Source organism: Neolewinella marina, assembly GCF_002631205.1.
GTDB lineage: Bacteria > Bacteroidota > Bacteroidia > Chitinophagales > Saprospiraceae > Neolewinella > Neolewinella marina.
Genome location: NZ_PDLO01000001.1, coordinates 184,985 through 211,204, shown reverse-complemented (window position 1 = coordinate 211,204; position 26,220 = coordinate 184,985). Strand labels below are relative to the sequence as shown.

The window sequence follows — 26,220 nt, the reverse complement described above, 5'->3', positions numbered from 1 at the left end:
CTTCCCGCGAGAACCCAAATTAACCAAATGATTACCCGATCCTTCCGCGTCCTACTGTTCCTCTGCACCTGCGTTCCCGCCTTCCTTGCGGCCCAGCCCGACCGCTGGCAACAACGGGCGGCCTACGATATGGACATCGAGGTGGACGCCGTTGCGAACCAGTATACCGGTACCCAGGTGCTGAAATACTTCAACAACTCGCCGGATACCCTGGACCGGGTGTTCTACCACCTCTACTTCAACGCCTTCCAGCCGGGCAGCCAGATGGACCTGCGCAACCTCAACCTGCCCGACGCCGACGAGCGGGTAGCCGACCGCATCAGCAACCTCCAGCCCGACGAGATAGGCTACATCAAGGTGAACAGCCTGCAGCAGGACGGCGCTGCCCTGACCCACGAAACCGTGGGGACCATCCTGGAAGTGACCCTGGCGGAGCCCATCCTGCCAGGCGACAGCACCACCTTCACCATGGAGTGGGACGCCCAGGTGCCCTTGCAGATTCGCCGCAGCGGCCGCGACAACGCCGAAGGCATCCGCCTGAGCATGGCCCAGTGGTACCCCAAACTCGCGGAATACGACTACCAGGGCTGGCACGCCAACCCCTACATCGGACGGGAATTCTACGGCGTCTGGGGCGACTTTGACGTCACCATCAACATCGACAAGGAGTATATCGTCGCCGGCACCGGTTACCTGCAGGGAAAGCCCGCCGCCGCCGGCAACGGCAAGGTGAGCTACCACTTCATCGCACCCAACGTCCATGACTTCGTCTGGGCGGCGGACCCCGACTACACCCACACCCAGCTGACCCGGAATGATGGCACCGACCTGAACTTCTACTACCAGCCCGGGGAGGCCACCACCGAAAACTGGGAAGCCCTGCCCGCCATCATGGACGAGGCCTTCGCCTTCATCAACGCGCACTATGGCCCTTACCCCTATGAGCAGTACAGCTTCATCCAGGGCGGCGACGGCGGCATGGAATACCCCATGGCTACCCTCATCACCGGAGAACGCTCGATGAGCAGCCTGGTGGGCGTGAGCGTCCACGAACTCATGCACACCTGGTACCAGATGCTCATGGGAACCAACGAGGCGCTCTACGCTTGGATGGACGAGGGCTTCACCAGCTGGGCTTCCAACGAAGTGATGAATCACCTGCGCGCCAAGGGCCTCATCAGCGGAGAAGTGGCCGATAACCCCCACGCCCGTACCTACGCCAGCCTGCGCGGATTCCGGCAGTCGGGACTGCAGGAACCCCTCACGGTGCACGCCGACCACTTCGCCACCAACTCCGCCTACAGCGTAGCCAGCTACGTCAACGGAGCGGTGTTCCTGGAGCAGCTCCGCTACATCATCGGCGAAGAAGCCTTCAACTGTACCCTCAAGCGCTACTACCACGACTGGCGGTTCAAGCACCCCAACCCGAATGACTTCGTACGGGTAGCCGAAAAGTGCTCGGGCTTGGAACTCGACTGGTACCGGGAATACTGGGTAAACGGAACCGACTACGCCGACTACGCTGTGACCGACGTGGAGGACCTGGATGCCACGGGTACTACCCGGGTGACCTTGCGCCGCGTGGGTCGCATGCCGATGCCCCAGGAAGTGACCGTCACCCTGCAGGACGGAACGGAAAAGTATTACTACATCGCCCCCGAGATTCTGCGCGGCGAGAAGCCGCAACCGGACTACGCCGCCGACTGGACGGTGCTGGCCGACTGGGGCTGGACCAACCCGGTCTACACCTTCGAGTTGGATTATGACAAGCAATTGATCCAGAAAGTGGAACTCAACGCCCGGGGCCGCATGTTTGAGGACGATACGGCCAACAACGCCTGGGAATAGACCGGACCCCGGACGGTTTATTTTTCCGGCGAGGCCACGAAACACCGGGGTGTGGGTATCCTCTCAGCAGAGAATACCCACACCTCAGCCCTATTCGGTATGAAACTACTTGTCTTAACCAAGAAATTTCCCTTCCCGCTCAAGGATGGCGAAAGTTTGGCCATTCACGGCCTGACCAAGAGCCTGAGCGAACTGGGGTGCGAGGTAAGCCTGCTGGCCATGAATACCACCAAGCACTTTTTCGCCGGGACTGACCTGCCGGCGGAAATGGGGCACTACCGCGAGGTGCGTACCGTGGCCGTGGACAATCAGATCAGCCCCCTGGATGCCGTTACCAATCTGGTACGGGGCACCTCCTACCACATCAGCCGTTTCCACCAGGCGAGCTACCACCAGGCGCTCGAAGCCTGGCTCACCGAGGAGCACTTCGACATCGTCCAGCTCGAAACCCTTTACCTGGCGCCCTACATCCGCACCATCCGCCTCCATTCCGAGGCCCAGGTGGTGATGCGGTCCCACAACGTGGAGCACGAAATCTGGGAGCGGTGCTGCCGCAACATCTCCTTCGCCCCGAAGCGGTGGTATTTGCGCCACATCACCCGCCAGTTGCGCGACTACGAACGCAGTCAGCTGAACCAGTACGACCTGCTGCTGCCCATCACCCAGCGGGACCAGCGCAACTTCGAACGACTCGGAAGCCGGGGCCGGACCTACGTGCTGCCCATCGGACTGGAGACCCAGTGTGGGCCGCCGCGCTACGACAGCTTTGCCGCGCCACCCAACCTCCACTTTATTGGTTCCCTGGATTGGCTTCCCAATCTGGAAGGCCTCCAGTGGTTCCTCCACCACGTCTGGCCCCTGATCCACCGCCGCTGCCCGGAGGTGGAGTTCCACATTGCCGGCCGGAACATGCCGCACAGCATCCGGCAGCTGGAAATGGCCAACGTGATCGTCCACGGCGAGGTGGAAAGCAGCTGCGAGTTCGTGGCGGCACACAGCATCAGCATCGTACCCCTGCTGAGCGGCGGGGGCATGCGGGCCAAGATCCTGGAGGCCATGTCGCTCGGCCGCGTGGTCGTGACCACCACCGTTGGGCTGGAAGGCATCACGGCCCGTAACCGCCGCGACCTGTTCATTGCGGATACGCCGGAGCAGTTCGCCCAGGTGATCGAGGAGTGCTGCCGTATGGGCCGCAAACTGGAAGGGATTGGCCGTAATGCCTACGCTTCCTTCAGCCGGCACTACGACCGCCGCGTCCTTGCCCGGGAGCTGATGGAAACCTACCACGAGATCCTGGATTCCGTAGCGGCGACCCCCTGAAAGCCATCGCCCCTGACCCGGGGCTAAATTGATATATTGCGGCACACACCAAGTGATCATGCCGAAGTATATCCTCGCCCTCGACCAGGGCACCACCTCCTCCCGGGCCATCCTCTTTTCCCGTGAGGGTACCATCGTAGCCACCGCCCAGAAGGAATTTACCCAGTACTACCCCCAGCCCGCCTGGGTGGAACACGACGCCGACGAGATCTGGACGGCCCAGGTTACGGTAGTGAGGGAACTGCTCGACCGCACGAAGGTGCCCGCCAGCGACCTGGCGGCCATCGGCATCACTAACCAGCGGGAAACCACCCTGATCTGGGACCGTACCACCGGTCGCCCCATCCACAATGCCATCGTCTGGCAGGACCGCCGCACGGCCGGCCTCTGTGACGCCCTGAAAGACCAGGGGCTGGAAGACCACGTCCGCTCGACCACGGGTCTCGTCATCGACGCCTACTTCAGTGGTACCAAAATCAAATGGCTGTTGGACAACGTGCCCGGCGCGCGACAGAAGGCCGAGGCGGGCCAACTGTGCTTTGGCACCATGGACAGCTGGCTGGTATACCAGCTCACCGGCGGGAAAGTCCACGTGACTGACGTGACAAACGCCGGCAGGACCATGCTGTTCGACATTCGCAAGCGCGACTGGGACGAAAAGCTGTTGCAGACGCTCGACGTGCCCCGCTCCCTGCTGCCTGAGGTAAAATCGAGCAGTGAGGTCTACGGTCACACCGAACTGTTCGGCGCGGCAGTGCCCATCGCGGGTATGGCCGGCGACCAGCACGCCGCCCTCTTCGGCCAGGCCTGCTTCGAGCCCGGCCAGGCCAAGAATACCTACGGCACCGGATGCTTCATGCTGCTCAACACCGGCGAAGAGGCCGTACCCAGCAAGCACGGATTATTGACCACCATCGCCTGGGAAATCGACGGCAAGACGGAGTACGCCCTGGAAGGCAGTGTCTTCATCGCCGGGGCCGCCATTCAGTGGCTTCGCGACGGGCTCAAGCTCATCGACGAGGCCCCGGACAGTGAATACTACGCTACCAAGGTCAAGGATACCGATGGCGTGTACGTGGTGCCCGCCTTCGCCGGCCTTGGCGCTCCCTACTGGGACATGTACGCCCGCGGCGCCATCTTCGGACTGACCCGCGGCACCTCAAAGGCCCACATCGTACGGGCTACGCTGCAGAGCCTGGCCTACCAGGTCAAGGACGTGCTGGAGGCCATGCAGAAGGATGCCCGCATGCCGCTGTCTACGCTGCGCGTCGATGGAGGCGCCAGCGCGAACAACTTCCTGATGCAGTTCCAGGCGGACATTCTGGGAGCCTCGGTGGAGCGACCCAGGATCGTGGAAACCACGGCCCTGGGCGCGGCCATGCTGGCCGGCCTGGCGGTGGGTTTCTGGAAGCGGGAGGACCTGGCGGCCACCTGGCAACTCGACGAAGCCTTCAAGCCGGGCATGAGCGATGAAGACCGCAATCAGCGGTATGCGGGCTGGCAGAAAGCCATCCAGCGGACCATGGCCTGGGAAGACCGCTAGGTCTCAGGAAGCAGGATCTCCGATGGCCTCGAGCAGCTCTTCCAGCTGCCAGGCATCCTCGACGCGGTACGGTCCAACGGCCGTACGCCGCAGGGCGATGAGGTGCCCCCCACTACCCACGGCTTCTCCGAGGTCGAAGGCGAGCGAGCGGATGTAGGTTCCCTTGCCGCAGGAAACGGTAAAGTCGACGGTCTCTCCGGTGAAATTGGAGAGCTCGAAGCGATCCACCCGCACGCTGCGGGGCTTCACGGCGATCTTTTCACCGCGGCGGGCCCGCTTGTAGAGGGGCTGGCCGTCCACCTTGATGGCCGAGTACACCGGGGGAAGCTGCTCGATTTCCCCCAGGAAGCCGGCGGCGGCGCGCTGGAGCAGGGCAAGGTCAAGGTGATCCGTGGGATAGGTCTCGTCGATTTCCGTTTCGGCGTCGTAGGAGGGGGTGGTGGCTCCCAGCCGGATGGTGCCGGTGTACTCCTTGTCGAGCCCCTCAAGTTCCTGTAGCCGTTTGGTCCACTTGCCCACGCAGAGGCTGAGCAGTCCCGTAGCCATGGGGTCGAGGGTGCCGGCGTGGCCGACCTTGTATTTCTTGATCCCCAGATGCTTGCGAATTTTCCAGCGCAGTTTATTGACCACGTCGAAGCTGGTCCAGCCCTGGGGCTTGTCGATCAGGAACAGGGCGCCCTCCACGAAAGGAAAGGGTGGGGTGGTGGCGGCGGGTAGCATAGGGGGTGATTAGGCGAAGAACCTGATCAGCAACACGACCAGGGCAACGGTGAAACAGTAATAGGCGAAGTACTTCAGCTTGGCGCGCTTGACGAGTTTGATCATCCACACACAAGCCAGAATGCCCGTAAAGAAGGCCGCCAGGAAGCCCGCGATCAGTTCCGGGGCGGAGGAGGTGGCGGTGAATTCCCCGTCCAAAAGGTCCTTAGCCATTTTGCCCAGGATGAGGGGTACCACCATCAGGAAGGAGAAGCGGGCCGATTTTTCGCGGTCGATCCCCAGCAGGACACTGGTGGAAATGGTAGCCCCCGAGCGGCTGATGCCGGGCAGGATGGCCACGGCCTGGGAAAGTCCGATCAGGATGGCATCCGACCAGCCGACGGCCTTATCGGTGCGGCGGGCGCGGTCGGCCAGGAAAAGCAACAGTCCGGTCACCACCAGCATCAGAGCAACCAGCACGATCTGCCGGTCGAACAGGGTGGTGAGCAAATCGTCATAGAGCACGCCCACGATGGCGGCGGGGACCATACTGACCACGATGAGGGCGGAGAACCTGGTGCCCCCGTTCCACTCGAAACGGAACAGGTCGCGGAGGATCTCCGCCACGTCCTTGCGGAAGACCACAAGGGTGGCCAGGGCGGTGGCCGCGTGCAGGGTGACGGTCATCAGCATGCTCTCGCCGGCGAGGCTTTCGTCGCCGAAGATCCACTTGGTCAGTTCGAGGTGTCCGCTGCTGCTGACGGGCAAAAATTCGGTGAGCCCCTGGACGATGCCCAGGACGATGGCGCGAAACAGTTCTAGCACTGGCTACTTTTTAAAGATCGCGTAGGTCACCACGCCGAGACCGGAAAGGATGATGATCGGGGCAAGGGTGATTTTGCGCCAGCTGTAGATGACGCTTTCGTCGAAGACGGTGGGGTCGTCGCCCCGGCCGCCGGTCATGAGCAGAAAGCCGATGACAATCAGGAGGAAGCCCCCTCCGAGCCACAGGTAGGTATCGCGTCCGAAGACGAGGGCGTTGTCAGGGCGGGCCGCACTGCGGGGTACCGCGTTGGTCTTGGGCTTGGCCACTACCCGAACGGATTCGGCCGCCGGCGCGGGGGCGCTGTCGGAGCGGCTTTTTTGCTTCTTCCGTTTACTCATGGTTCGCTCATTCATTAGGCCCCGCGAAGGTAATAGAATTCGGGGGCTCCTTGGTCGCGTACCGGCCATCAATAGTACATTAGCAGCCAACGGGTGGCGGAAGCGGCCCGGTTTAACCCCCTCGCAACTCCGACAACTCCCCCTATGACGCGCCTCCTGACCCTGCTCTTTCTGGTATTCCTCTGCACCCGCGGCCGCGCCCAGATGTCGGACGCCGAAGACCGGGGAGACCGCTTCGGGACCGGACCGTACGAGCAACTCATCATCCGGGGCGTCACCCTGATCAACGGCAACCTGGCTCCCCCCGCCGGGCCGGTAGACATCGTCATCGAAGGCAACCGGATCACTTCCGTCCAGACCGTGGGGTTTCCCGGAGTACCCATTGATTCAGCCGGTCGTCCGACCCTGAAACCGGGTGGGCGGGAGATCGACGCGGCGGGGATGTACGCCCTGCCCGGTTTCGTGGATATGCACGGCCACACCGGAGGGCGCGCCCAGGGTACGACGCCGGATTACGTCTACAAGCTGTGGCTCGGTCACGGCATCACCACCGTGCGGGAGCCGGGCAGCTTCAACGGACTGGAATGGACGCTTGACCACCGCCGCCGCTCCGCGGCCAACGAAATTGCCGCCCCCCGGATCCGGGCCTACACCGGCTTCGGCATGGGGCGCAGGGAACCCTTCACCACCACCGAGGAAGTCCGCACCTGGGTGAGGATGAACAAGGAGAAAGGCAGCGACGGCATCAAGTTCTTCGGGGCCCGCCCCGACCTGATGGAGGCCGCCCTGGACGAAAACCGCAAGCTGGGGCTGCGCAGCGCCATGCACCACGCCCAGATGGACGTGGGCCGCTGGAACGTCCTGCATTCCGCCCGGGCCGGACTGACGACCATGGAACACTGGTACGGACTGCCCGAGGCCCTGTTCGAGGACCGGCGGGTACAGGACTACCCCGTCGACTACAACTACCAGAACGAAGCCCACCGTTTCGGCGAGGCCGGCAACCTCTGGCAGCAGGCCGCCGCACCCTACAGCGACCACTGGAATGCGGTGATGGACGAACTGCTCGAGCTTGACTTCACCCTGAACCCCACCTTCAACATCTACGATGCCAACCGCGACGTGATGCGGGCCCGGAACGCCGACTGGCACGCCGAGTATACCCTGCCCAGCCTGATGCGCTTCTACGCTCCCAGCCGGGTAAGCCACGGCAGTTATTGGCACCACTGGGGCACCGAGCAGGAGGTGAACTGGAAGGAGAACTACCGCCTCTGGATGACCTTCGTCAACGAATACAAAAACCGGGGCGGGCGCGTCACCGCGGGCTCGGACTCCGGCTACATCTACCAACTGTACGGCTTCGGCTACATCCGCGAACTGGAGCTGCTGCGGGAAGCCGGCTTCCACCCCCTGGAAGTCATCCAGGCGGCTACCCTCAACGGGGCCGAGGGGCTTGGTATGGAAGACCAGATCGGTACGATCGAAGCCGGCAAACTGGCCGATATCGTGCTGGTCGCCGACAACCCGCTGGCGGACCTGAAGGTGCTCTACGGAACGGGGGCGACCCGGCTGACGGACGACAACGAGGTGACCACCACCGAAGGCATCCGTTACACCGTCAAGGACGGCATCGTCTACGACGCGATCAAACTGCGGGAAGCGGTTAAGGCCATGGTAAGGGAAGCCAAAGCCGAGTAGGCAATCCCCCTACTTGGCGGTCAGGGTCGCTTCGATCCCGGCGACGGTTTCCTGCAGGTGGTACTTCACGATGCCGTCGCGGTAGCGGGGGGCGGCGGTCCGCGCGAGGCGGGCGATGGCATTGAGTTCAGCACGCGCCAGGGCGGCTACGTCGGTGGAGCGGCCGCTGTCCTCACTCAGCAATTCCATCAGCCGGGCCACGTGGGCGCGTTGCAGATTGCGGCGGAAGACGTCGATCGGGCGACCGGCGGCGGCCTCGGACCACAGTCCGCGGCGCAGCTGGGCCAGCATCTCCGGGGCGGTGTAGGCCTCCTTGCCGTTCAGGGCTTCGTTCTCGATCATGCGCAGCAGCCGTCCCTCGTCCAGCAGAATATCGAGCTGACGGGACTGCAGCCGGCGCATACGTTCGACGATGGTCCCGGAGCCGATGTTGGCGATGATGCGGCGCGGCATCAGCCAGTCCAGGGTAGTGAATACCCGTTCGTTGAGGAAGGCTACCGCCTCCCGCTGTTGGTCCGTGGGCAGGTGGGTGTACACTACGCCGTTTTCACCGGCGGTGCGCGGTTGCTCGTAGATCCCACCCACGAGGGCGGTGACGTGGGCGGCGTAGCGCGACCACACGCCCAGCAATTCTCCGTAGAGTTCCTCGAGGTCGGTGTAGTCCTCCCCGGAGCGCGTTGTCCAGTCGGCGAGGTTTTCGGCCACGATGTTGAGGTTGTCCATGCCGTAGCTGCTGGCCTTCACGGGGTCATCGCCCACGGCCTCGGTCTGGGCGCTGGGGTCGGAGGAGCTGTAGCCCCCGAAGAGGTAGACGGGATCGTCCTGCTTGGCCGCGATCCAGGCGTTCAGGCTGTCCTTCTCCGCGGTGGGCGAATCCGCGTCCGCCAGGTAGCGATACCCCCAGTTGATGGCGTATTCGTCGTAGGGACCCAGCATTCGTACCCAACGGACGCCTTCGTCGCCCGGCTGGGCCACGTAGTTGTAGCGGGTGTAGTCCATGATGGTGGAGGCCAGGCCCCAGGTCTGGGTGAAGTTGGCAGACCGCAGGCTGTCGGTGGGGTAGGCGTAGCTGGCCTTCATGTTGTGGGGCAGACCGAGGGCGTGCCCGACCTCGTGGCTGATCACCCGCCGCATCATTTCGCCGATTTCCTCATCCGGAGTATCGAGGGTACGGGCCGAGGGGTTGGCCGCCCCGGTTTCCAGCAGGTAGCGGTTGCGGTAGCTGCGCAGGTGGTTGTGGTACCAGATGATGTCACTCTCGATGATCTGTCCCGACCGGGGGTCGACCACGCTGGGTCCGGTGGCGTTGCGGGTAGTGGAGGCCACGTAGCGGACCACCGAATAGCGGGCGTCCTCGGGACTCCAGTCCGGATCCTCGGCCGGGGTAGGCGCGTCGCGGGCTACGATGGCGTTCTTGAAGCCCGCGGTTTCGAAGGCCTGCTGCCAGTCTTCGATGCCCTGGCGGAAGTAGGGACGGAATTTTTCCGGAGTAGCGGGGTCCAAATAGTAAACGATGGGTTCCCGGGGTTCGACCAGCTCTCCCCGGGCGTAGGCTTCCAGATCCTTTGGAACCAGCTTCCAGCGCTTGATGTACCGCTTTTCGTCTGCCTTTAGGGCTTCGGACCCGTAGTCTACCTGTGCCACGGTGAACCAGCCCACCCGCTCGTCGTACAAGCGGGGCTGCATGGGCTGCTCGGGGAGGAGGTACATCGACTGGCTGAGCTGCATGCTGATGGTGCCGGTACGGGCGTTCGAGGGCGGGTCGTTGGCTACGTAGGTCATGTCGTGGCGCACCTCCACATTCTCCGGGTAGCTGGCCATGCGGCTGATAAAACTGCGGTCCTTGTCCAGGCTCCGCACCTCGTATTCCTTGCGCAACCGCTTGCTGAGGCCGGAAATGGCCTGTACGTCACTGACGAAGAGGTCGTTCACCTTGACGACGGCCGCGGTGGAGTCCGCATTGAAGGTGGAAATGTCGAACGACATCACCACCGGCGCGTAGTTGTTGTTCTGCACCGACAGGCTGATGGGCAGGGAAGTGTCGGCTACGCTGCTGTAGGAAACGGAGGTGAGGTGGACGTCGTCGCCGACGCGGTTCCAGCGGACGAGCTGTTCGTTGGTCTTGGAACCGGCGTTCAGGTAGCCGCCCCCGAGCTCGGCCGGAATCTTGGCGATGCGGGTCACGAGCAGCAGGTCGCGATTGAACAGCGCGAAGGGGATTTCGAAAAAGTAATCCTCCTCGACCCGGTGCACCGTGAAGAGCCCTTCGTCGCTTACCGCTTCCGGGGTGATAACCTCGGCGTAGGGTTTGAATTTGGCCTTTTTCTTCGGAGGGGTAGGCATGGTTGCTTCCGGGGCCGGAGCCTGGGTGGTTTCCGAAGCAGAGGGTGCGGTTGCCCGGGGAGAGAAACAGGCGGTCAGTCCCAGCAGAAGCAGGGGCGAAAGAAAGCGCATGGTCAGGATTTAGTCTTCGTAGTCAAACTCTTCGCTCAGCTCGCCTACCGTGATGCGGAAGGTGCCGGGCTCGGTAACGGGGCGGTTGTCGCGGCCGATAAAGGAGAGGTCTTCGGGGGTGAGGGTAAAAGTGATGTCGCGGTATTCGCCGGGCTCCAGGTGGAGCTTTGTGAACTTGCGCAGTCGGTTTACGCTGGGCGTCACGCTGGCCACGAGGTCGGAGGTGAACAGCAGTACGGCGTGTTTCCCCGCCCGGTCGCCTTCGTTGGTGACCCGCAGGCTCACCTCCAGGCTGTCGTCGGGGTTCATCACCCGGCTGCTCAGTTCGAGTTCGCTGTAGCGGAAGTCGGTATAGCTCAGGCCGGCGCCGAATTCAAAGAGGGGATTGAAGCCCCCGTTGCGGGCCTCGGTGGCCTTGTGGTCGTAGCTCAGCAGGGCGTTGGGGTGGCGGGGGTAGGTGAGGGGCAGGCGGCCACTGGGGTTGACCCGCCCGGAGAGGATGCCGGCAATGGCGTCGCCCCCGCGGGGGCCGGGGTAGGGGGCAAAAAGGACGGCCCGCGACCGGTTGGCCATTCCGCTCATCAGGCGGGGACGGCCCGCGGCCATGACCAGCACGATGGGCTTGCCAGTGGCGTGCAGCTGTTGGAAGAGGTTGCGCTGGGCTTCCGGCAGGATCAGGCTGTTGAGGTTGCCGGGGTCTTCGGTGTAGGACAGCTCTCCGAGGCAGACGACCAGGATGTCCACCTCCTCGGCCGCGGTCACGGCGGCGTCCACGTTCTTCAGGGTATCAAAGCTGGCCCCTTCCAGGTAGGTGACCCGGTCCGGAAATTCAATTTCGAGGGCTTCCCGGATGGTGTGGTAGTCCGCCAGGTAATCGTCCGCTTTCTCACCTTGCCAGCTGTAGGTCCAACCGCCATTGAGGCTCCGCATGTTGTCGGCCGTGGGGCCAACTACGAGGATGCGCTTTTCGGGGGAAATCGGCAGGGGCAGGCCGTCATTCTTCAGCAATACGATGGCTTCCTCGGCCGACTGCAGGGCCTTGCGGCCAAACTTCTCGCTGCCGAAATCCGGAAACTCCGCGGGGTCCCAGAGGTGCTTTTCGTAAAGTCCCAGCGCCACCTTTACCGCCAGGATGCGGGCTACGGAGGTGTCGATGCGGCTCTCACTGAGATCGCCTTCCTGCACCAGTTCCACCACCATCTCCGGAAAATCGGTCGTTACGGCGGTCATACTCATGTCGAGTCCGGCGTCGATGGCCATCTTCACGGCCTCCTTCAGGTTGGTTGCCACCTTGTGGCGCTCGTAGAGATAGCGCACGTCCTGCCAGTCGGAAACGAGCAGTCCCTCGAAACCGAGCTCGCCGCGGAGGATGTCCGTGAGCAGCTCCTTGCTGGTGTGCACCGGTACTCCGTTGATCTCTCCGGAATTGACCATGACGGTCAGGGCGCCGGAATCGATCGCGGTGCGAAATTGCGGGAGGTAGTACTCCCGCAACTGACGTTCGGGCAGGTAGGCGGGGGTACGGTCGTGACCCGATCGGGGGGCGCCGTACCCCGTGAAGTGTTTCAGGCAGGCCACCACGCTGTGGCGGTCGGCGACGTCGTTCTGCTGGTAGCCCTGCAGCATCGCCAGGCCGAATTGCTGGTTCAGGTAGGGGTCTTCGCCGAAGCTCTCCCAGGTGCGGGGCCAGGCGGGGTGGCGCCCCACGTCCATGGCCGGACTGAAGTTCCAGGGGATGCTGGCGGCCTTCAGTTCGTAGGCGGTGATGCGGGCCAGCTCGCGGGCCAGTTCCGTATTGAAGGAAGCCGCCACGCCGAGGGGTTGGGCGAAGAGGGTGGAGCCCCGTACGTAGTTGGCCCCGTGGACGGCGTCCTGACCGTAAAGGATGGGGATGCCGGTGGTTTCCATCGCCTTGGCTTGCAGGCGGCCGATGTAATCGTGGTATTCCTCCGGGGTAGGGATGGACCGGCTGGGTACGTTGAGCAGCGAGCCGATTTCGAGTTCCCCCACGATCCGGTTCAGCCGCTCTTCACTGAACACCGGTGGTACGGTCAGCACGTAGGTTGGTCCCTCAAACACCAGGTCCACGGCCACTTGGGTCATCTGCCCGGCCTTCTGCCGCAGCGTGAGCCGCTGAAGTTCCGACCGCACGAAGGCGTTTTCTTCGTCGGTGAGGAAGGAAAAGTCGGGCTGGGCGCGGACGCAGGTGCAAAGGATCAGGGCAAGAAGCAGGGTCAACTGGGTGCGCATAGGAGGCGGATGGTTCGCCGCTAAGCTAAACAATCACCCGTAATGCCCCGGGCTACGTGCCCAGTCGATCCGCGATCTTGCGGTCGTTCGATAGCCGGGGGACCTTGTTCTGCCCCCCCAGCTTGCCGCTCTCTTTCATACACCGACGGAAGGCCCCGGCGGGGAGGGACGTTAGCACCAGCGGGCGCAGGATCTTGCCCTCGATCAGGTCGCGGTAGTAGAGGTTCTGCTCCACCATGGCGCGGTCCAGGTCCGCGGCGAAGCGCTCGGCGTCCTCCGGTGGGCGGCCGAATTCCACCAGCCATTCGTGGTAGGGCAGCCCGGTGGGGGGCGCCACCTGGGGGGCAACGGTAAACTCAGTCACTTCCACCCGGTGGCGGTCGGCCACGGCCCGCAGGGCGGCTTCCACCTCCTTACCGATGACATGCTCTCCGAAGGCGGATATGAAGTGTTTGGTGCGCCCGGTGACCCGGATGCGGTAGGGAGACAGGCTGACGAACTCGACGGTGTCGCCAATATCGTAAGCCCATAGCCCCGCCGTCGACGACAGAATGAGGGCGTAGTTCACGCCAGTTTCCACTTCCCCCAGCGTTAGGCGGCGGGGGCGGTCGCTCCCCATGTCCTCCGTGGGAACGAACTCAAAGAAGATGCCGCTGGCCGTATTCAGCAACAGGCCGGGTTCGGTCTGGCTGTCCTGGAAGGCAATGAAGCCTTCGCTGGCCGGATAGGTTTCCACGCTGGGAATGCGTGCCCCGACCAGCCTTTCGAGGCTTTCGCGGTAGGGCTCGAAGTTGACCCCGCCGTAGACGAACATCTCCAGGTTAGGGAACAACTCCTTGATGGTGGACTTGCCGCTGCGGGCCAGTAGCCGTTCGTAGTACATCTGCACCCAGGGCGGTATCCCGCTGATGAGTCGCATGTCCGCATGGAGGGTTTCATCGACGATGGCCTCTAGTTTGGTTTCCCAGTCCTCGATGCAGTTGGTCGCATAACTCGGCAGCTGGTTGGTCCTCAGCCAGGCCGGAACCTCGTGGTTTACGATGCCGGAGAGCCGCCCGGTCGGGATACCGTTCGTGTTATCCATTTCGGGGCTGCCGCTCAGGAAGATCATCTTGCCGTTGAGCCAGCGGGCGTGCCCCGTTTCGGCTACGTAGTTAAACAGGGCATTGCGGGCCGAACCGAAGTGGTTGGGCAGGCTCTCCCGGGTCAGGGGTATGTACTTCACCCCACTGGTGGTGCCGCTGGTTTTGGCCAGGTAGCGGGGCCGTCCGGGCCAGCTCACGTCGGCATCGCCGGCCTTGATGCGGTCGGCGTAGGGCCGGAAGGCCTCGTAGTCCCCGATGGGGATCCGCTCGGCGAAATCCTGGTGGGAACGGATGGCCCCGAAATCGTGGTCCTGCCCGAAGCGGGTGTCGCGGGCGGTACGCACCAGGTCCTGGCGGATTTCCTCCTGGAACTCGATGGCCAGGGCTGCGCGGTGGCGCAGGCGGCGGCGGACGATGGTGGCGTAGGGGCGGAGCAGGACGGATTTCATGGCGGCTGGGTTGGGGCTTTAGCTGTTGGGGATGCGCAGGGTGTAGGACTGGCCGGGTTTTACCGTCAGGCTTCCGGAAATGAGCCACGGATTGTACAGCTTCAGCATCCGGTAGGTAGTGCCCTGTTCCCGGGCGAAATCACCCAGGTTGCTTTGGGTAGTATTCACGGTAACGGTGCGGTAGTTGTCCAGGGCGGGGTAGTGGTCAGTCGCCGGAACGTGGTAGCCGAATTTTTCGGGTTCCTGCATGATGTACTTCAGCGCCACGATGCGGAAGACGTACTGCATGGTCTCGTTGTTGATGTCGAGGTCGAAGATCTCCTCGGCCCGCTGCCGTTCCAGCCACTTCTTCAGGTTGGGGCCCCCCATGTTGTAGGCCGCGGCTACTTTGCTCCAGCGGCCAAACTGCTGGTGGTAGTCCTTCAGGTAGGCCGCCGCCGCGCGGGTGGCCTTGTCCAGGTGGTAGCGCTCGTCGACCTCATCGTTCACCTCCAGTCCGTAGGCGCGGGCGGTGGGTGCCATCATCTGCCAGACGCCCCGGGCGCCGGCCGGACTGACCACTTCGTCGAGGGTACTCTCGGCCGCGGCCAGGTACTTTAGATCCTCCGGCACCCCTTCTTCCCGCAGGATACGCTCCAGGGTGGGGAAGTAGCGCCCCTGCCGCTTGAGCAGCAGTAGGGTGTTGCGGTGGAAGTAGGCGTTGCGCATCAGCTCCAGATCAAGGCGCTCGCGCACGTCGAAGTTGTCCAGCGGCAGTTCTTCCCCGGCAAAGGAAAAGGGGCCCGTAAGGTCCATAGGATGCACCTGTTGCGGCAACCCACCGGCCGTCAGGCTGTCGACGCTGCGGGGGGCAACCAGCCGGCTCCCGGAGCCGTCCGTACTGAGCAGGATCAACCAGCCTACGAGGAAAACTATTCCCACTCCGATTCCGCTGAATAACGCTTTCATATTTTGATTACTTTGTGGGCGTTAAGGACCGCCACGTCCGATGCCCAAAGGTATTAACGTGTCGGCTGCCCTACCTAACTGGTTACCCAACAAGATTAATTGCCACGGGGGCCGGATGTTTTTTCATCCGCACGGCACCTGCGCTTGGCCGCCCAAATTACTATGCCTTAATGTCCGCCACGGCTGGAAACGACAGACAGGACGTTCTGCTGGAGCTCTTGCGCAAGCGCGACGAGGCCGGCATGCGCTATCTGTTTGACCACTACGGCGGGGCGCTCAACAACATAATCGGGCAGATCATCCCCGAAAGGCAGGTGGCGGAGGAAGTGCTTCAGGACGTACTGATGCGCATCTGGGGCAACATCCACCAGTACGAGGAGGGGAAAAGCCGGCTGTTCACCTGGATGGCCCGCATCGCCCGCAACGCGGCTATCGACCGGGTCAGGTCCAAGGCCTATCGCAAGTCGGGGAAAACCGATGAGCTCGATGTTGTCGTAATTAATCGTAGCAACAGCGAGACGATGTCCGTGGAGCACATCGGCCTGAGCAAGCTGATCACCAAACTGGACGAGAACTACCGGTCCATCATCGACCTGCTTTACTTCAAGGATTACACCCAGGCCGAAGCCGCGGAGGCCCTTGACCTGCCCCTGGGCACGGTGAAGACCCGCTCACGGCGTGCCCTGCAGAAACTGCGGGAGATCCTGAAAAGCGAATTGATCACCCTGTTAATCTGTCTCTTTAATTTTTTACGCTAAATATCGCCTTACCGAACTGTGGACCTTACAGCATACATAAACTCCGGCGTTCTGGAACTCTACGTTCTCGACCGTCTTTCCCCCGACGAACGTCGGCGGGTGGAGGCGTATGCCGAACAGTTCCCCGAGGTGCGGCGGGAGATCGAGCAGATTGAACTGGACCTGGAGCAGTACGCCCTCCTGCACGGGCAGGCCACCCCGCCGTCGCCGGAGGTGCTCACCTCGGTGATGGACCGCATCCGCGCCGGAAATTCCGCCGGGAGTACGGGGGCTACCCCCGTGCCCCCTGCCACCGCGGGCAACTGGGCTACCTGGCTACTGGTGGCCTTACTGGCCGTCGCGGTTGCGGGGCTTTCCTATTTCTACCTGGATTCTCAGCAGCGCCGGGAGGATTTGCTTGCCACCCAATCCGAGCTTTCGACCTTACAGGCGGATTGTGCCCAAATCGCCAGCGATTACTCGGCCGACCGCGAGCAACTGGCGTTGCTGACCGACGTGGACACCCGCGGCATTGTGCTGACCGGCTCGGAGAACGCCCCCGAGAGTCGCGCCCTGGTCTTTTATAATCCCACCGAGGCGGCCGTCCTCTTCACCGCCGCCAACCTGCCCGCCCCCCCGGCCGGCAAGCAGTACCAGCTCTGGGCCATTGACGCCGGCGGACCCCGGGACCTGGGAGTACTGGATCGCGACCTTGGTAGCGATGAACTGCTTTCGGTTCCCTTCATCCCCGATGCGGCGGCATTTGCCATCACCCTGGAAGACGAGGGAGGGAAGCCCTCACCCGACCTTACCCAACTACAAGTGATCGGAGAGGTGGGCTCATAAAAAAAACTGCCCCGAATAACCGAAAGGCTACCGGGACAGTCCACACACTATGAGAACACCCATTAATTCTTGCGGCTTTGAGCGGGCCGCTCCGCGGTGGTTCTGTATATAAGACAACCAAAAACCGAAAAAGTATGCATCTACTAAGGTCGGATTCGGTTAAAATGTTCTTAAACGTGTTGTAAACCAGGGTATTAGGCTGGTCGTAATGCCATTTACTGACAAATGGCCGACGAATTAAAATTGTACCTTTACGGCATGATTACGGAGGAGAGCGTACGGGAAGTTATCGACACCGCGCGGGTGGAAGACGTGGTCGGAGACTTCGTCAACCTGCGCCGTCGCGGCAACAATTTCACCGGTCTTTGCCCCTTCCACAATGAGAAAACGCCGTCGTTCAACGTCAATCCCGCCCGCAACATCTACAAGTGTTTCGGGTGTGGGGTAGGGGGCGACCCGGTAAAGTTCCTGATGGAACTGGAACAACTTTCCTTTCCGGATGCCATCCGCTGGATTGCGCAAAAGTACAACATTAAGCTGGAGGAAACCGAAGTCAGTGAGGAAGTTCGTGCCGAATTGCAGGAGAAGGACAGCCTCATCATCACCAACGACTTCGCCCGGCAGTACTACGAAGACCAGCTCCACCAGACCGACGAAGGCAAGAGTGTTGGACTGAGCTACTTCCGCAGCCGGGGCTTCCGCAAGGAAACCCTGCAGACCTTCGGCCTCGGCTACGCTCCGGCCGCTTCCGACGGGCTGCTGCAGGCGGCCAGGGCCGCGGGCTACAAGGAGGAGCAACTCGAAAAGCTGGGGCTCGTCAGGAACGGGCGGGATTTTTTCCGCGACCGGGTGATGTTTACCATCCACAACCTGGGGGGGAAGCCCATCGCCTTCGCGGGCCGCATCCTGCGCAAGGACGCCAGGGCGCCCAAGTACATCAACAGTCCGGAGACGGAAATCTACCACAAGTCGGACGTCCTCTACGGGATGTACCAGGCACGGCAGGCGATCCGCAAGCTGGACAACATCTACCTCGTGGAGGGGTACACCGACGTCATCAGCCTCCACCAGAACGGCATCCGCAACGTCGCGGCTACCTCCGGGACCAGCCTGACTACCGGCCAGGCGAACCTGGTGAAGCGGTTTACCGAAAACGTGACGCTGCTGTACGATGGCGACAAGGCCGGCGTGAAGGCGGCCCTCAGGGGAGTGGACGTGCTGCTGATGGCCGACCTGAACGTGAAGGTGGTGGTGCTGCCCGACGGAGAGGATCCTGACGGCTACATGCAGAAAGTGGGCGCCACCGCCTTCGAAAAATACCTGGAGGAGACCCGCAAGGACTTCCTTTTCTTCAAGGCCGATATCCTCCTGGAAGAAGCAGGCTCCGACGTTGCCGCCCGCACCACCGCCATCCGCGACATCGGCGCCACCCTGGCGCTGGTGACCGACCCCCTGAAGCGGGCCGGCTATCTTCAGCAATTCAGCGGCAAGCTGGGGCTGGACGAATCCCTTCTCGTGCAGCTGGTCAACAAGGCCATCGCCGACCGGCGGACGGAGTCGCGCAAGACCCAGGAACGGGAAGAGCGGCGGCGACAACGGGAACGACGTTCCCCGGACCGGGCCACGCCTACTGCTCCGCCCACGGACGACCCCGACGAGTGGGGAGGCATGGATGAGCCCGCCTGGCTGGCCGGAGCCGAGGACGAGGATTTGCCGCCGGAGGGACCCGTAGGAATGCCCACCGCCCCCGCGGCACCTACCACCCCGGCGGAAGTCCCCCTGGAGATCGGACACGGTTTTCAGGAGAAATACTTCGTGCAACTGCTGATCCGGGACGGACACAAGCCGTACGATGAAGCCTCCAACACCAGCGTTGCCCAATTCCTGACCGCCAACGTCGCCGACGTGCTGGGCGACTTTGACGTGGAGCGCTACCGCAAGATCGTAGAGCTCGTCATGCACTACCTACAAAGCAACGGTGCCCCGCCTCCGGTCGACTGGTATTCCCGCCACACCGAGGAAGGGGTGCGGAAGCTGGCCGTGGAGGCCCTGAACTCACCCTATACCTACAGCCCGAACTGGAAGGACAAATACGGTCTGCGCCTCAGCCAAAAGATGCCGGAGGAGAATCACCGCCTGACCGCGGAGATTTTTCTGCGCATTTTCCGCATGGAAAAGATTGAGCGAAAGGGCCGGGAAAACTCACGTCTCGTGGCTCAGTACGAGCGGGAGGGCAATTATGACAAGCTGCGAACCCACCTGAAAGTGCAGATGAAGCTGGATGAGATGCGTCTTGCGCTGGCAAAGGAATTGGGTACCGTAGTTTTGAGCCGGTAAACCCTAACCCGCATCCGTGTGACTTCACAAGCAATCCAGGACCTTCCCGACCCGACAACGGTTCCCACCGCCGGCTTTCTGCCCCGGCTGGCGGCGGCCATCGTCGACTTTTTCGTGCTCTCGCCCCTGCTCTACGGCATCTACTACTTCATGGTGGAGCGCCCCCTGCTGCTGGGCATGGTCGGACTGTGGGCCCTGCAGTTCATCTACAAACCCCTGACGGAAGCCTACTTTGGCTGTACCGTAGGCAAGGCGCTGCTGCGGCTGCGCGTAGTCAACCAGGGGACGAACCGGAACATCTCGCTGAACCAGAGCCTGATGCGCTATTTGCCCTGGGCCGTGTCGGGATTTGTCACCCTCTTCGTTTACATCCGCGTGTTTCAGTCGCCGGGGTTCTCCGACGTGGAGGACGTGTGGCAGTACAGTGACTTTCTCAACGACTTCCCCCTCACGGAGAATTTCCTGGTGAGCCTCGGTAACAACCTGCCGACCTTCTCCGCCGTGTGGATGTTCATGGACCCCTGGAATCGCGCCCTCCACGATCGGTGGGCCCAGACTTTCGTCATCGTGGCGGTACCTCCCAAGGAAGAGTAGGGCTCAGTCCTGAACGGGGGAGAAGTCCTGCTGCACGGAGTTGTAACCCGCGAACACCCCCAGTCCACTGTTCACATTGTTGTAGTAGATCACCGGTTCCTCGAGTCCGGTGCCGGACAGTTCGCCGGGCTGCACCAGGCTGCGCTGGTAGAAATAGTACTCGGGACTTACCGTCCGCAGTTCGGCGACTATGCGGTCGAAGAGCTCAGTCCGGGGGTGGATCATACTCTGAAGGTGCACCTCCAGCACTGAATCTTCCGCTTTGTCCTGGAGGAGGATGCTTACCGATTCACCGTCCGCGGCTAACCGGCGGGGGGTAGTTACCGCTTTGGGCACCGGATCCATACGCAGGGTATCTCCAGCGGCGGTGACCTTGAAGGGGATGACCAGCTGGCTGATCCGCAGGTCGTAGTAGTTGGTTTCGGACGTGGGATCGGCGTAATCGATCTGGAGGAAATAATCATATACCACCTGATCGCCTTCCACCATCCGGGTGAGGTTGGTGACCGCGAGGGAATTGATGGCTACCGGTTCCGGGATGGAGGAAATGGCGGTCACCGGATCAAAACCGGGGACGGAAACGTGGATGGTATACTGCTGCCCCTCAACGGGCGTAAAATCCAGGGTGCGGTAGTAGCCGGGCATGGTGTGTTCCAGGCCGGGGGAATAGGTCAGAACCTCCCTGGCTCATCGTGGGTGCCGCCATCTTCACGGTGTATATGGGGTTCATCAACATTACGGCCTTCAAGCATGCCCTGGACGTGGTCCGCGGCAAGTTTGACGATCCGGACGATGAAGGTGAGGTTTCCCACTTCCAGGCGCTGACGGCCGCCCTTTCCGGTACGGTTGGCGTGGGCAACATCGCCGGCGTCGCCTTCGCCGTAGCCCTGGGTGGCCCCGGCGCAACCTTCTGGATGATCATCGCCGGCTTGCTGGGCATGACCTCCAAGTTTGTCGAATGTACCCTGGGTCTGATGTACCGCGACGTACACGCCGACGGCTCCGTTTCGGGTGGTCCGATGTATTACCTGGACAAGGGACTGAAAGAAAAGGGGCCGGGCTGGGCGGTGCTCGGCAAGGTGCTCGCCGTCATGTTCTCTATCGCCTGCATTGGCGGCAGCTTTGGTGGTGGAAACATGGTTCAGATCAATCAGGCTACCCAGCAGCTCACCGAGGTGACTGGCGGGGTAGACAGCTTCTTCTACGGCCGCGGCTGGATCTTCGGCGTGGCCATGGCCATCACGGTGGGCCTGATCATCATCGGCGGCATCAAGAGTATCGCCAAGGTGACCGACAAGGTCGTTCCATTCATGGTAGGGGTATACGTACTGGGCGCCCTCATCGTCCTCGGCTACCACATCACGGATATTCCCGCGGCGTTTGCCACCATCTTTAATGGTGCGTTCAACGCGGATGCCCTCTACGGCGGCATCGTCGGGGTACTTATCCAGGGTTTCCGCCGCGCGGCCTTCAGCAACGAGGCCGGCGTAGGCTCGGCCTCCATCGCACACTCCGCGGCCAAGACCGACGAGCCCGTCAGTGAGGGCGTAGTGGCCCTGCTGGAACCCTTCATCGATACCGTGGTCATCTGTACCATGACCGCCCTGGTAATAATTATTACCAACTACGGCGGTTACGGCGCCGAAGCCGCCTTCAACAATAAGGTAGCGGGTACGGTAGGCGACATCACCCTGACCTCCGCCGCCTTCGAGACCGTCATCAGCTGGTTCCCGGTAGTGCTCAGCATCGCCGTAATCCTCTTTGCCCTGTCCACCATGATCAGCTGGTCGTACTACGGACTGAAGTGCTGGACCTACCTGTTCGGGGAATCCAAGACCAACGAAGCGATCTACAAGATCATCTTCTGCATCTTCGTCGTTATCGGTTCGGCCATCTCGGCCTCCGCGGTATTCGACTTCGGCGACGCGATGATCTTCGCCATGGCCTTCCCGAACGTCATGGGCCTCTACATCCTGATGCCCAACGTACGTCGTGCCCTGCGCAGCTACCGCGCCCGGGTAGCCAGCGGAGAGATCACCCGCTACGACTAGGATCCCCGGTTGCATCTTCTAAAACGAAAGAAGCCCCGGTCGCTCACGCGCGGCCGGGGCTTCTTCATTGGTGGAAGTGCTGCGGGTTACCGGTTGGCTTCCTCCATCGGGTCGGCCTCCAGGGTGAAGGTGCGGCGCACGGGATTCAGCGGGGTATCCACGGTCTCGCCGTTGCGCATCAGGGTCAGGGTGACGGTGTTTTCACCCATGGGCAGGTTCTTCAGGTAGTAGGGCTTCCACTCGTCGATGGTGAATTCCTTGCCGTTCACGTTGGCCAGTACGGTGTACTCCGAACCCAAAGTAACGTTGACGGGGTAGAAGTCGAGCATCACGTTCTCGGTTTGCTCACGGCCCACGTAGGTGCCCTTGGGGCGGCTGTAGAACAGCATGGGCTCGGTGATTTCCTCGGAGCTGGTGAATCCACCGTTCGCCACGTTGGCCTTCACCGCGCGGTGGGCTGCGGGGGTCTTGATGGACTCATGGTAGCTGCGGCTGAGGAAGGTCAGAATATAGTGCTCACCGTCGGCGATGGGGTGGTCGAAGGTAGGCTCGTACTTGGCGATGTAGGGCTCATTGTCAATGATGAGGTGGGCGTGCTGCCCTTCGGCGGAGTTGGCACACATCAGCTGGTCGGCGTCCTCGGTGATCTTGCCGAAGGTGTAGCCGCTGACCGTGTAGTTAAAGGTGCCGTTCTCGTACTTCCAGTCGTCGATGCTGGCGTCCGGAAAGCCCTCGGTGGGTGGCATGTCCGTCAGTTCGATGTTTTCATTGCCGGGGTTGCCGTCACCGATCATATCGGTGCCCTCTTCGGTCACTCCCCCCTGGTCCATATTATTTTCCTGGGTGTCTCCGCCGCAGGCGAAGGTGAAGAGCAGGCTGAGTAGCAGAATGGTGTTTAAGCGTTTCATAAGCTGTGGTTTGGTTAACAGTTTCGCCCGCTTGGGCGTTATCCTAAGAAGTTTATTATCAACATTTAGTTCGTGACGAAACGATCAGACATTATCGAATTGCGGGTGGAAGGTATGGACTGCAACAATTGCGCCATGTCCATACAGCGATTTCTCGAGCGCAAGGGACTGGAGGACGTAATGGTCAATTTCCAGACCCGGGAGGTGCGCTACCGTCGTGACGATGCGGCGCTGGACGCGGGTGCCGTGAAGGCTGGAATCGAAAAGCTGGGCTATACAGTAGTCGACGATACCGCCGAAACCAGGGCTGATGCCGCCCGGGGATTTACCCCGCAGCAGCGACTGCTCATCTGTGCCGCACTCACCCTTCCGCTCCTGCTGAACCACTTCCTCATGATGGCCGGGGTACATACCCCCCTGGACAACGGCTGGGTACAGCTGGCACTCGCCGGGCCGGTCTACTGGATCGGCGGCCTCCACTTCGGACGCTCCGCCCTGTCCGGTTTGCGCGCCCGGATGCTCAATATGGACGTGCTGATCTTCCTGGGCGCTACCGCAGCCTTCGTGTACAGCCTCATCGGCCTGTACTGGCAGGATCCCCACTACTATTTCTTTGAAACCGCTGCCACCATCATCACCCTGGTGCTGGTGGGCAACTGGCTCGAAGCCCGCGCCGTAGAGCGGACCACCACCGCCATCGGCGCCCTGACCGCCCTTAAGGAAGAGCGTGCCCGGGTAGTCATGCCCAGTGGTACCCTGGTCAGCTTGCCGGTAGAGGAGGTATCGCCCGGCAGCCTGGTGCGGGTGAACACCGGCGACAAGGTACCTCTGGACGGTATCGTCCGCCAGGGAGACTTGACGGTCAACGAAGCCATGCTGACGGGCGAGAGCCTGCCGGTGAACAAGGGGGAAGGCGACCGGGTGCTGGGGGGCAGTATCGTCGTCTCTGGCCAAACGACCGTAGAAGTCACCGAGGCCTACCAGGATGGCACCCTGGCCCGGATCATTGAGCTGGTAAAGACGGCCCAGAGCGACAAGCCCCGGCTCCAGCGCCTCGCCGACCGCATCAGCGCCATCTTCGTGCCGGTGGTGATCGTGATCAGCTTGCTCACCTTCCTGATCGGCTGGGGAACTGGTTATGCTACCTCCACCCAGGCCTTCATGAACGCGGTGGCCGTTCTGCTGATCTCCTGCCCCTGCGCCATGGGATTGGCCACGCCGACGGCCGTCATGGTCGGGGTAGGGCGGCTGGCACGGACCGGCCTACTCATCCGCGGCGGCAGCACCGTTGAGTCCTTCGCGGGCATCAAGCAGATGGTTTTCGACAAGACCGGTACCCTCACCACCGGCGACCTGGAAGTGGGTGAATTCAACATCCTTCCCGGTCACGACCCGGCCTTTGTCCACCGCCTCGTCTATGAGCTGGAGGGCTACAGCAGCCACCCGATCGCCCAGGCCGTGAGGGATCACCTCAGCCGCCAGCCGATGGCGGAGGTCGACGACCCGGCGTACACCGCCTGGGCCGGATCATTCGACGTTGAGGAGACCCCTGGCCTCGGCCTTACCGCGGGACCATTTTACCTGGGAGCCGCCAAGGATGAGACGGTGGATGCCGACGTGGTCCTGCGCCGCGACGGAGCGGTAGTGGCCACCCTTACCCTGGTAGATTCCGTTCGCCCCGGGGCTGCCGAAATGGTCCAGCGGTTGCACGACCGGGGGGTAAGGACCGTATTGCTCACGGGCGACCGGGAGGCCAAGGCACGACAGGTAGCCGCCCAGGTCGGTATCGACGAAGTACACGCCGGACAGCTGCCGGCCCAAAAACTGGAAATGATCAGCCGGCTCAGCGACGGCCTGCCCACCGCCATGGTAGGCGATGGCATCAACGACGCGGCCGCCCTCAGCCGGGCCGACCTGGGCGTCAGCCTGGGTGGAGCCAGCGCCGTTGCCCTAGACGCGGCCCAGGTGGTACTGATGCGCGACGACCTTTCCATTCTCGTGGAAGGTAAACGGATCGCGGACCTGACGGTAAAAACCATCCGGGAGAGTCTCTTCTGGGCCTTCAGCTACAACATCGTGGCCATACCAATGGCAGCCCTGGGGTACCTGAATCCCATGTGGGCGGCCCTGTTCATGGCCTTCTCCGACGTGGTGGTCATCGGCAACGCCATCCGCCTCAAACGCCGCTAGGGTGGGAGAGGAGAGAGACCCCACCCCCCGGGCCGGACGCGGGGCCCAGATCAATCCGGACAACCCCTACCACCGGTTGAGCTACGACGAACTGCCCGACCCGGAGGACGCCCTCGCCACCGAGTTCATCCCCACCCACCCGAAGACTATCCTCAACAAGATCACCAGTCCCGACCTCGGGGAAGGTTACGGACTGAATGCCTACCAGGGCTGCGAGCACGGATGCGTATACTGCTTCGCCCGCACCACCCACACCTACTGGGGGTACAGCGCCGGCCTGGATTTCGAGACGAAGGTGCTCTATAAGGCCGAGGCGCCGGCCCTCCTCCGCCGCGCCCTGCTGAAGCCCTCCTACGTCCCGATGCCCATCATGATGTCGGGCAATACCGATAGTTACCAGCCGGCGGAGCGCAGGTTCCGGCTGACCCGCCAGTGCCTGGAAGTCCTGAACGACCTGCGCCATCCGGTGGGCCTCATCACCAAGAACAGCCTGATTGAACGCGACCTGGACATGCTGCGGGAACTGGCCGCCGACGACCTGGTGCACGTCTGCTTCAGCATCACCACCCTGGATGAGGACGTCCGGCGGGTACTCGAGCCCCGGACCGCCACCATTGCCCAGCGCTTCCGGGCCCTGGCTACCCTGAGTGAGGCTGGAATTCCCACCATGGTCAACATCGCCCCCGTGATCCCGGGGCTCACCGATCACGAAATACTGGCCATTGCCCGACGGTCGGCCGAGGCCGGCGCCCGCCGCATCGGGTACAGCCTCGTACGACTGAACGATCAGGTAGCGGACATCTTTACCGACTGGGTGACCAAGACGTTCCCTGACCGCGCCGAGCGGGTGCTGAACCGCATCCGGGATACCCGGGACGGCGCCCTGGGAGAAAAGCGCTTCGGCATCCGCCACCGGGGCGCCGGCCCCCTGGCCGATCTGGTGGAACAGCAGTACCGCCTGGCGCGCAGAAAGTACTTCAGCGACGCCCCACCGGTACCCGCCTACAATTTTGCACCCTTCGAACTGCGCCGCCGGCCGCCGCAGTTGACGCTGTGGTAGCGCGGGTACAATAAGCGGACGGGTTTCGCATTCTTATAC

19 protein-coding genes and 1 pseudogene are annotated in these 26,220 nt (G+C 62.3%); 11 read left to right on the top strand and 9 right to left on the bottom strand.

What is annotated here, in order from left to right; all coding sequences use genetic code 11:
* The first annotated feature begins 27 nt into the window (after positions 1-27).
* From CGL56_RS00825 to glpK, 3 genes are all read left to right on the top strand, one after another.
* The gene (locus CGL56_RS00825) at positions 28-1,848 is read left to right on the top strand and encodes a M1 family metallopeptidase (RefSeq protein WP_099104603.1); all 1,821 of its coding nucleotides are present in this window, start codon (positions 28-30) and stop codon (positions 1,846-1,848) included.
* Between the two features lie 99 nt (positions 1,849-1,947).
* Positions 1,948-3,168: a glycosyltransferase family 4 protein gene (locus tag CGL56_RS00820; protein ID WP_099104602.1), complete on the top strand. Its 1,221-nt coding sequence runs from the start codon at positions 1,948-1,950 to the stop codon at positions 3,166-3,168.
* 55 nt (positions 3,169-3,223) lie between these two features.
* Positions 3,224-4,711 (top strand): glycerol kinase GlpK, encoded by a 1,488-nt coding sequence (gene glpK, locus CGL56_RS00815; RefSeq protein WP_099105487.1) that lies wholly within the window; start codon positions 3,224-3,226, stop codon positions 4,709-4,711.
* A gap of 3 nt (positions 4,712-4,714) precedes the next feature.
* On the opposite strand, the gene truB is transcribed toward glpK, so the two are convergent.
* Genes truB through CGL56_RS00800 form a run of 3 tightly spaced genes read right to left on the bottom strand, consistent with a single transcriptional unit; the run spans position 4,715 to position 6,574 of the window.
* Positions 4,715-5,431 (bottom strand): tRNA pseudouridine(55) synthase TruB, encoded by a 717-nt coding sequence (truB, locus tag CGL56_RS00810; RefSeq protein WP_099104601.1) that lies wholly within the window; start codon positions 5,429-5,431, stop codon positions 4,715-4,717.
* Positions 5,432-5,440: 9 nt separating this feature from the next.
* Positions 5,441-6,235, bottom strand: a complete 795-nt coding sequence (locus CGL56_RS00805; RefSeq protein ID WP_099104600.1) for an undecaprenyl-diphosphate phosphatase — start codon at positions 6,233-6,235, stop codon at positions 5,441-5,443.
* A 3-nt stretch (positions 6,236-6,238) separates the two neighbouring features.
* Positions 6,239-6,574, bottom strand: coding sequence for a DUF3098 domain-containing protein (locus CGL56_RS00800; RefSeq protein ID WP_099104599.1), 336 nt, complete (start codon positions 6,572-6,574; stop codon positions 6,239-6,241).
* 144 nt (positions 6,575-6,718) lie between these two features.
* Here CGL56_RS00800 and CGL56_RS00795 point away from each other — a divergent pair, with 144 nt between their 5' ends.
* Positions 6,719-8,272, top strand: coding sequence for an amidohydrolase family protein (locus CGL56_RS00795; RefSeq protein WP_099104598.1), 1,554 nt, complete (start codon positions 6,719-6,721; stop codon positions 8,270-8,272).
* A 9-nt stretch (positions 8,273-8,281) separates the two neighbouring features.
* Here CGL56_RS00795 and CGL56_RS00790 read toward each other — a convergent pair whose 3' ends face one another.
* The 4 genes from CGL56_RS00790 to CGL56_RS00775 are packed head-to-tail and all read right to left on the bottom strand — an operon-like array spanning position 8,282 to position 15,458.
* Positions 8,282-10,726 (bottom strand): zinc-dependent metalloprotease, encoded by a 2,445-nt coding sequence (locus tag CGL56_RS00790; RefSeq protein WP_167641530.1) that lies wholly within the window; start codon positions 10,724-10,726, stop codon positions 8,282-8,284.
* Positions 10,727-10,735: 9 nt separating this feature from the next.
* Entirely contained in the window at positions 10,736-12,976 is a 2,241-nt protein-coding gene (locus CGL56_RS00785; RefSeq protein WP_099104597.1) for a glycoside hydrolase family 3 N-terminal domain-containing protein, read from the bottom strand.
* A gap of 52 nt (positions 12,977-13,028) precedes the next feature.
* On the bottom strand, positions 13,029-14,510 hold the full coding sequence (locus CGL56_RS00780) for a GH3 auxin-responsive promoter family protein (RefSeq protein ID WP_099104596.1): 1,482 nt from the start codon (positions 14,508-14,510) through the stop codon (positions 13,029-13,031).
* An 18-nt stretch (positions 14,511-14,528) separates the two neighbouring features.
* Complete coding sequence (locus tag CGL56_RS00775) at positions 14,529-15,458, bottom strand: lytic transglycosylase domain-containing protein (RefSeq protein WP_099104595.1); 930 nt, start codon at positions 15,456-15,458, stop codon at positions 14,529-14,531.
* A 170-nt stretch (positions 15,459-15,628) separates the two neighbouring features.
* Between CGL56_RS00775 and CGL56_RS00770 the strand changes: the two genes are divergently transcribed.
* The 4 genes from CGL56_RS00770 (at position 15,629) to CGL56_RS00755 (ending at position 19,972) form a co-directional block, all read left to right on the top strand.
* Complete coding sequence (locus tag CGL56_RS00770) at positions 15,629-16,216, top strand: RNA polymerase sigma factor (RefSeq protein ID WP_099104594.1); 588 nt, start codon at positions 15,629-15,631, stop codon at positions 16,214-16,216.
* Positions 16,217-16,234: 18 nt separating this feature from the next.
* Entirely contained in the window at positions 16,235-17,041 is an 807-nt protein-coding gene (locus tag CGL56_RS00765) for an anti-sigma factor (protein ID WP_099104593.1), read from the top strand.
* 225 nt (positions 17,042-17,266) lie between these two features.
* Positions 17,267-19,378, top strand: coding sequence for a DNA primase (gene dnaG / locus CGL56_RS00760; RefSeq protein ID WP_245851893.1), 2,112 nt, complete (start codon positions 17,267-17,269; stop codon positions 19,376-19,378).
* Between the two features lie 18 nt (positions 19,379-19,396).
* Positions 19,397-19,972: an RDD family protein gene (locus CGL56_RS00755; protein ID WP_167641531.1), complete on the top strand. Its 576-nt coding sequence runs from the start codon at positions 19,397-19,399 to the stop codon at positions 19,970-19,972.
* Between the two features lie 3 nt (positions 19,973-19,975).
* On the opposite strand, the gene CGL56_RS00750 is transcribed toward CGL56_RS00755, so the two are convergent.
* Positions 19,976-20,617 (bottom strand): DUF4249 family protein, encoded by a 642-nt coding sequence (locus tag CGL56_RS00750; RefSeq protein ID WP_099104590.1) that lies wholly within the window; start codon positions 20,615-20,617, stop codon positions 19,976-19,978.
* Positions 20,618-20,655: 38 nt separating this feature from the next.
* Between CGL56_RS00750 and CGL56_RS00745 the strand changes: the two are divergent.
* A pseudogene (locus tag CGL56_RS00745) lies at positions 20,656-22,023 on the top strand (alanine/glycine:cation symporter family protein); the annotation flags it as partial.
* An 86-nt stretch (positions 22,024-22,109) separates the two neighbouring features.
* Here CGL56_RS00745 and CGL56_RS00740 read toward each other — a convergent pair.
* A complete protein-coding gene (locus CGL56_RS00740) occupies positions 22,110-22,931 on the bottom strand; it encodes a phosphopeptide-binding protein (protein ID WP_099104589.1) in 822 nt (273 codons plus the stop codon).
* A gap of 72 nt (positions 22,932-23,003) precedes the next feature.
* Here CGL56_RS00740 and CGL56_RS00735 point away from each other — a divergent pair, with 72 nt between their 5' ends.
* Together CGL56_RS00735 and CGL56_RS00730 are read left to right on the top strand one after the other, a co-directional pair.
* Positions 23,004-25,121 carry a heavy metal translocating P-type ATPase gene (locus CGL56_RS00735; RefSeq protein ID WP_099104588.1) on the top strand — a complete coding sequence of 706 codons (2,118 nt, stop codon included), beginning with the start codon at positions 23,004-23,006 and terminating at the stop codon, positions 25,119-25,121.
* A 1-nt stretch (position 25,122) separates the two neighbouring features.
* Positions 25,123-26,181, top strand: coding sequence for a PA0069 family radical SAM protein (locus CGL56_RS00730; protein WP_099104587.1), 1,059 nt, complete (start codon positions 25,123-25,125; stop codon positions 26,179-26,181).
* The last annotated feature ends 39 nt before the right edge of the window (positions 26,182-26,220 follow it).

What these genes read in the sequence shown, in the direction of transcription:
- CGL56_RS00750 (WP_099104590.1), bottom strand. Translation starts at nt 20,617, where the DNA reads ATGCCCGGCTACTACCGCACCCTGGATTTTACGCCCGTTGAGGGGCAG.
- CGL56_RS00785 (WP_099104597.1), bottom strand. Translation starts at nt 12,976, where the DNA reads ATGCGCACCCAGTTGACCCTGCTTCTTGCCCTGATCCTTTGCACCTGC.
- CGL56_RS00775 (WP_099104595.1), bottom strand. Translation starts at nt 15,458, where the DNA reads ATGAAAGCGTTATTCAGCGGAATCGGAGTGGGAATAGTTTTCCTCGTA.
- CGL56_RS00795 (WP_099104598.1), top strand. Translation starts at nt 6,719, where the DNA reads ATGACGCGCCTCCTGACCCTGCTCTTTCTGGTATTCCTCTGCACCCGC.
- CGL56_RS00790 (WP_167641530.1), bottom strand. Translation starts at nt 10,726, where the DNA reads ATGCGCTTTCTTTCGCCCCTGCTTCTGCTGGGACTGACCGCCTGTTTC.
- CGL56_RS00800 (WP_099104599.1), bottom strand. Translation starts at nt 6,574, where the DNA reads ATGAGTAAACGGAAGAAGCAAAAAAGCCGCTCCGACAGCGCCCCCGCG.
- CGL56_RS00820 (WP_099104602.1), top strand. Translation starts at nt 1,948, where the DNA reads ATGAAACTACTTGTCTTAACCAAGAAATTTCCCTTCCCGCTCAAGGAT.
- truB (WP_099104601.1), bottom strand. Translation starts at nt 5,431, where the DNA reads ATGCTACCCGCCGCCACCACCCCACCCTTTCCTTTCGTGGAGGGCGCC.
- CGL56_RS00780 (WP_099104596.1), bottom strand. Translation starts at nt 14,510, where the DNA reads ATGAAATCCGTCCTGCTCCGCCCCTACGCCACCATCGTCCGCCGCCGC.
- CGL56_RS00740 (WP_099104589.1), bottom strand. Translation starts at nt 22,931, where the DNA reads ATGAAACGCTTAAACACCATTCTGCTACTCAGCCTGCTCTTCACCTTC.
- CGL56_RS00825 (WP_099104603.1), top strand. Translation starts at nt 28, where the DNA reads ATGATTACCCGATCCTTCCGCGTCCTACTGTTCCTCTGCACCTGCGTT.
- CGL56_RS00770 (WP_099104594.1), top strand. Translation starts at nt 15,629, where the DNA reads ATGTCCGCCACGGCTGGAAACGACAGACAGGACGTTCTGCTGGAGCTC.
- dnaG (WP_245851893.1), top strand. Translation starts at nt 17,267, where the DNA reads ATGGCCGACGAATTAAAATTGTACCTTTACGGCATGATTACGGAGGAG.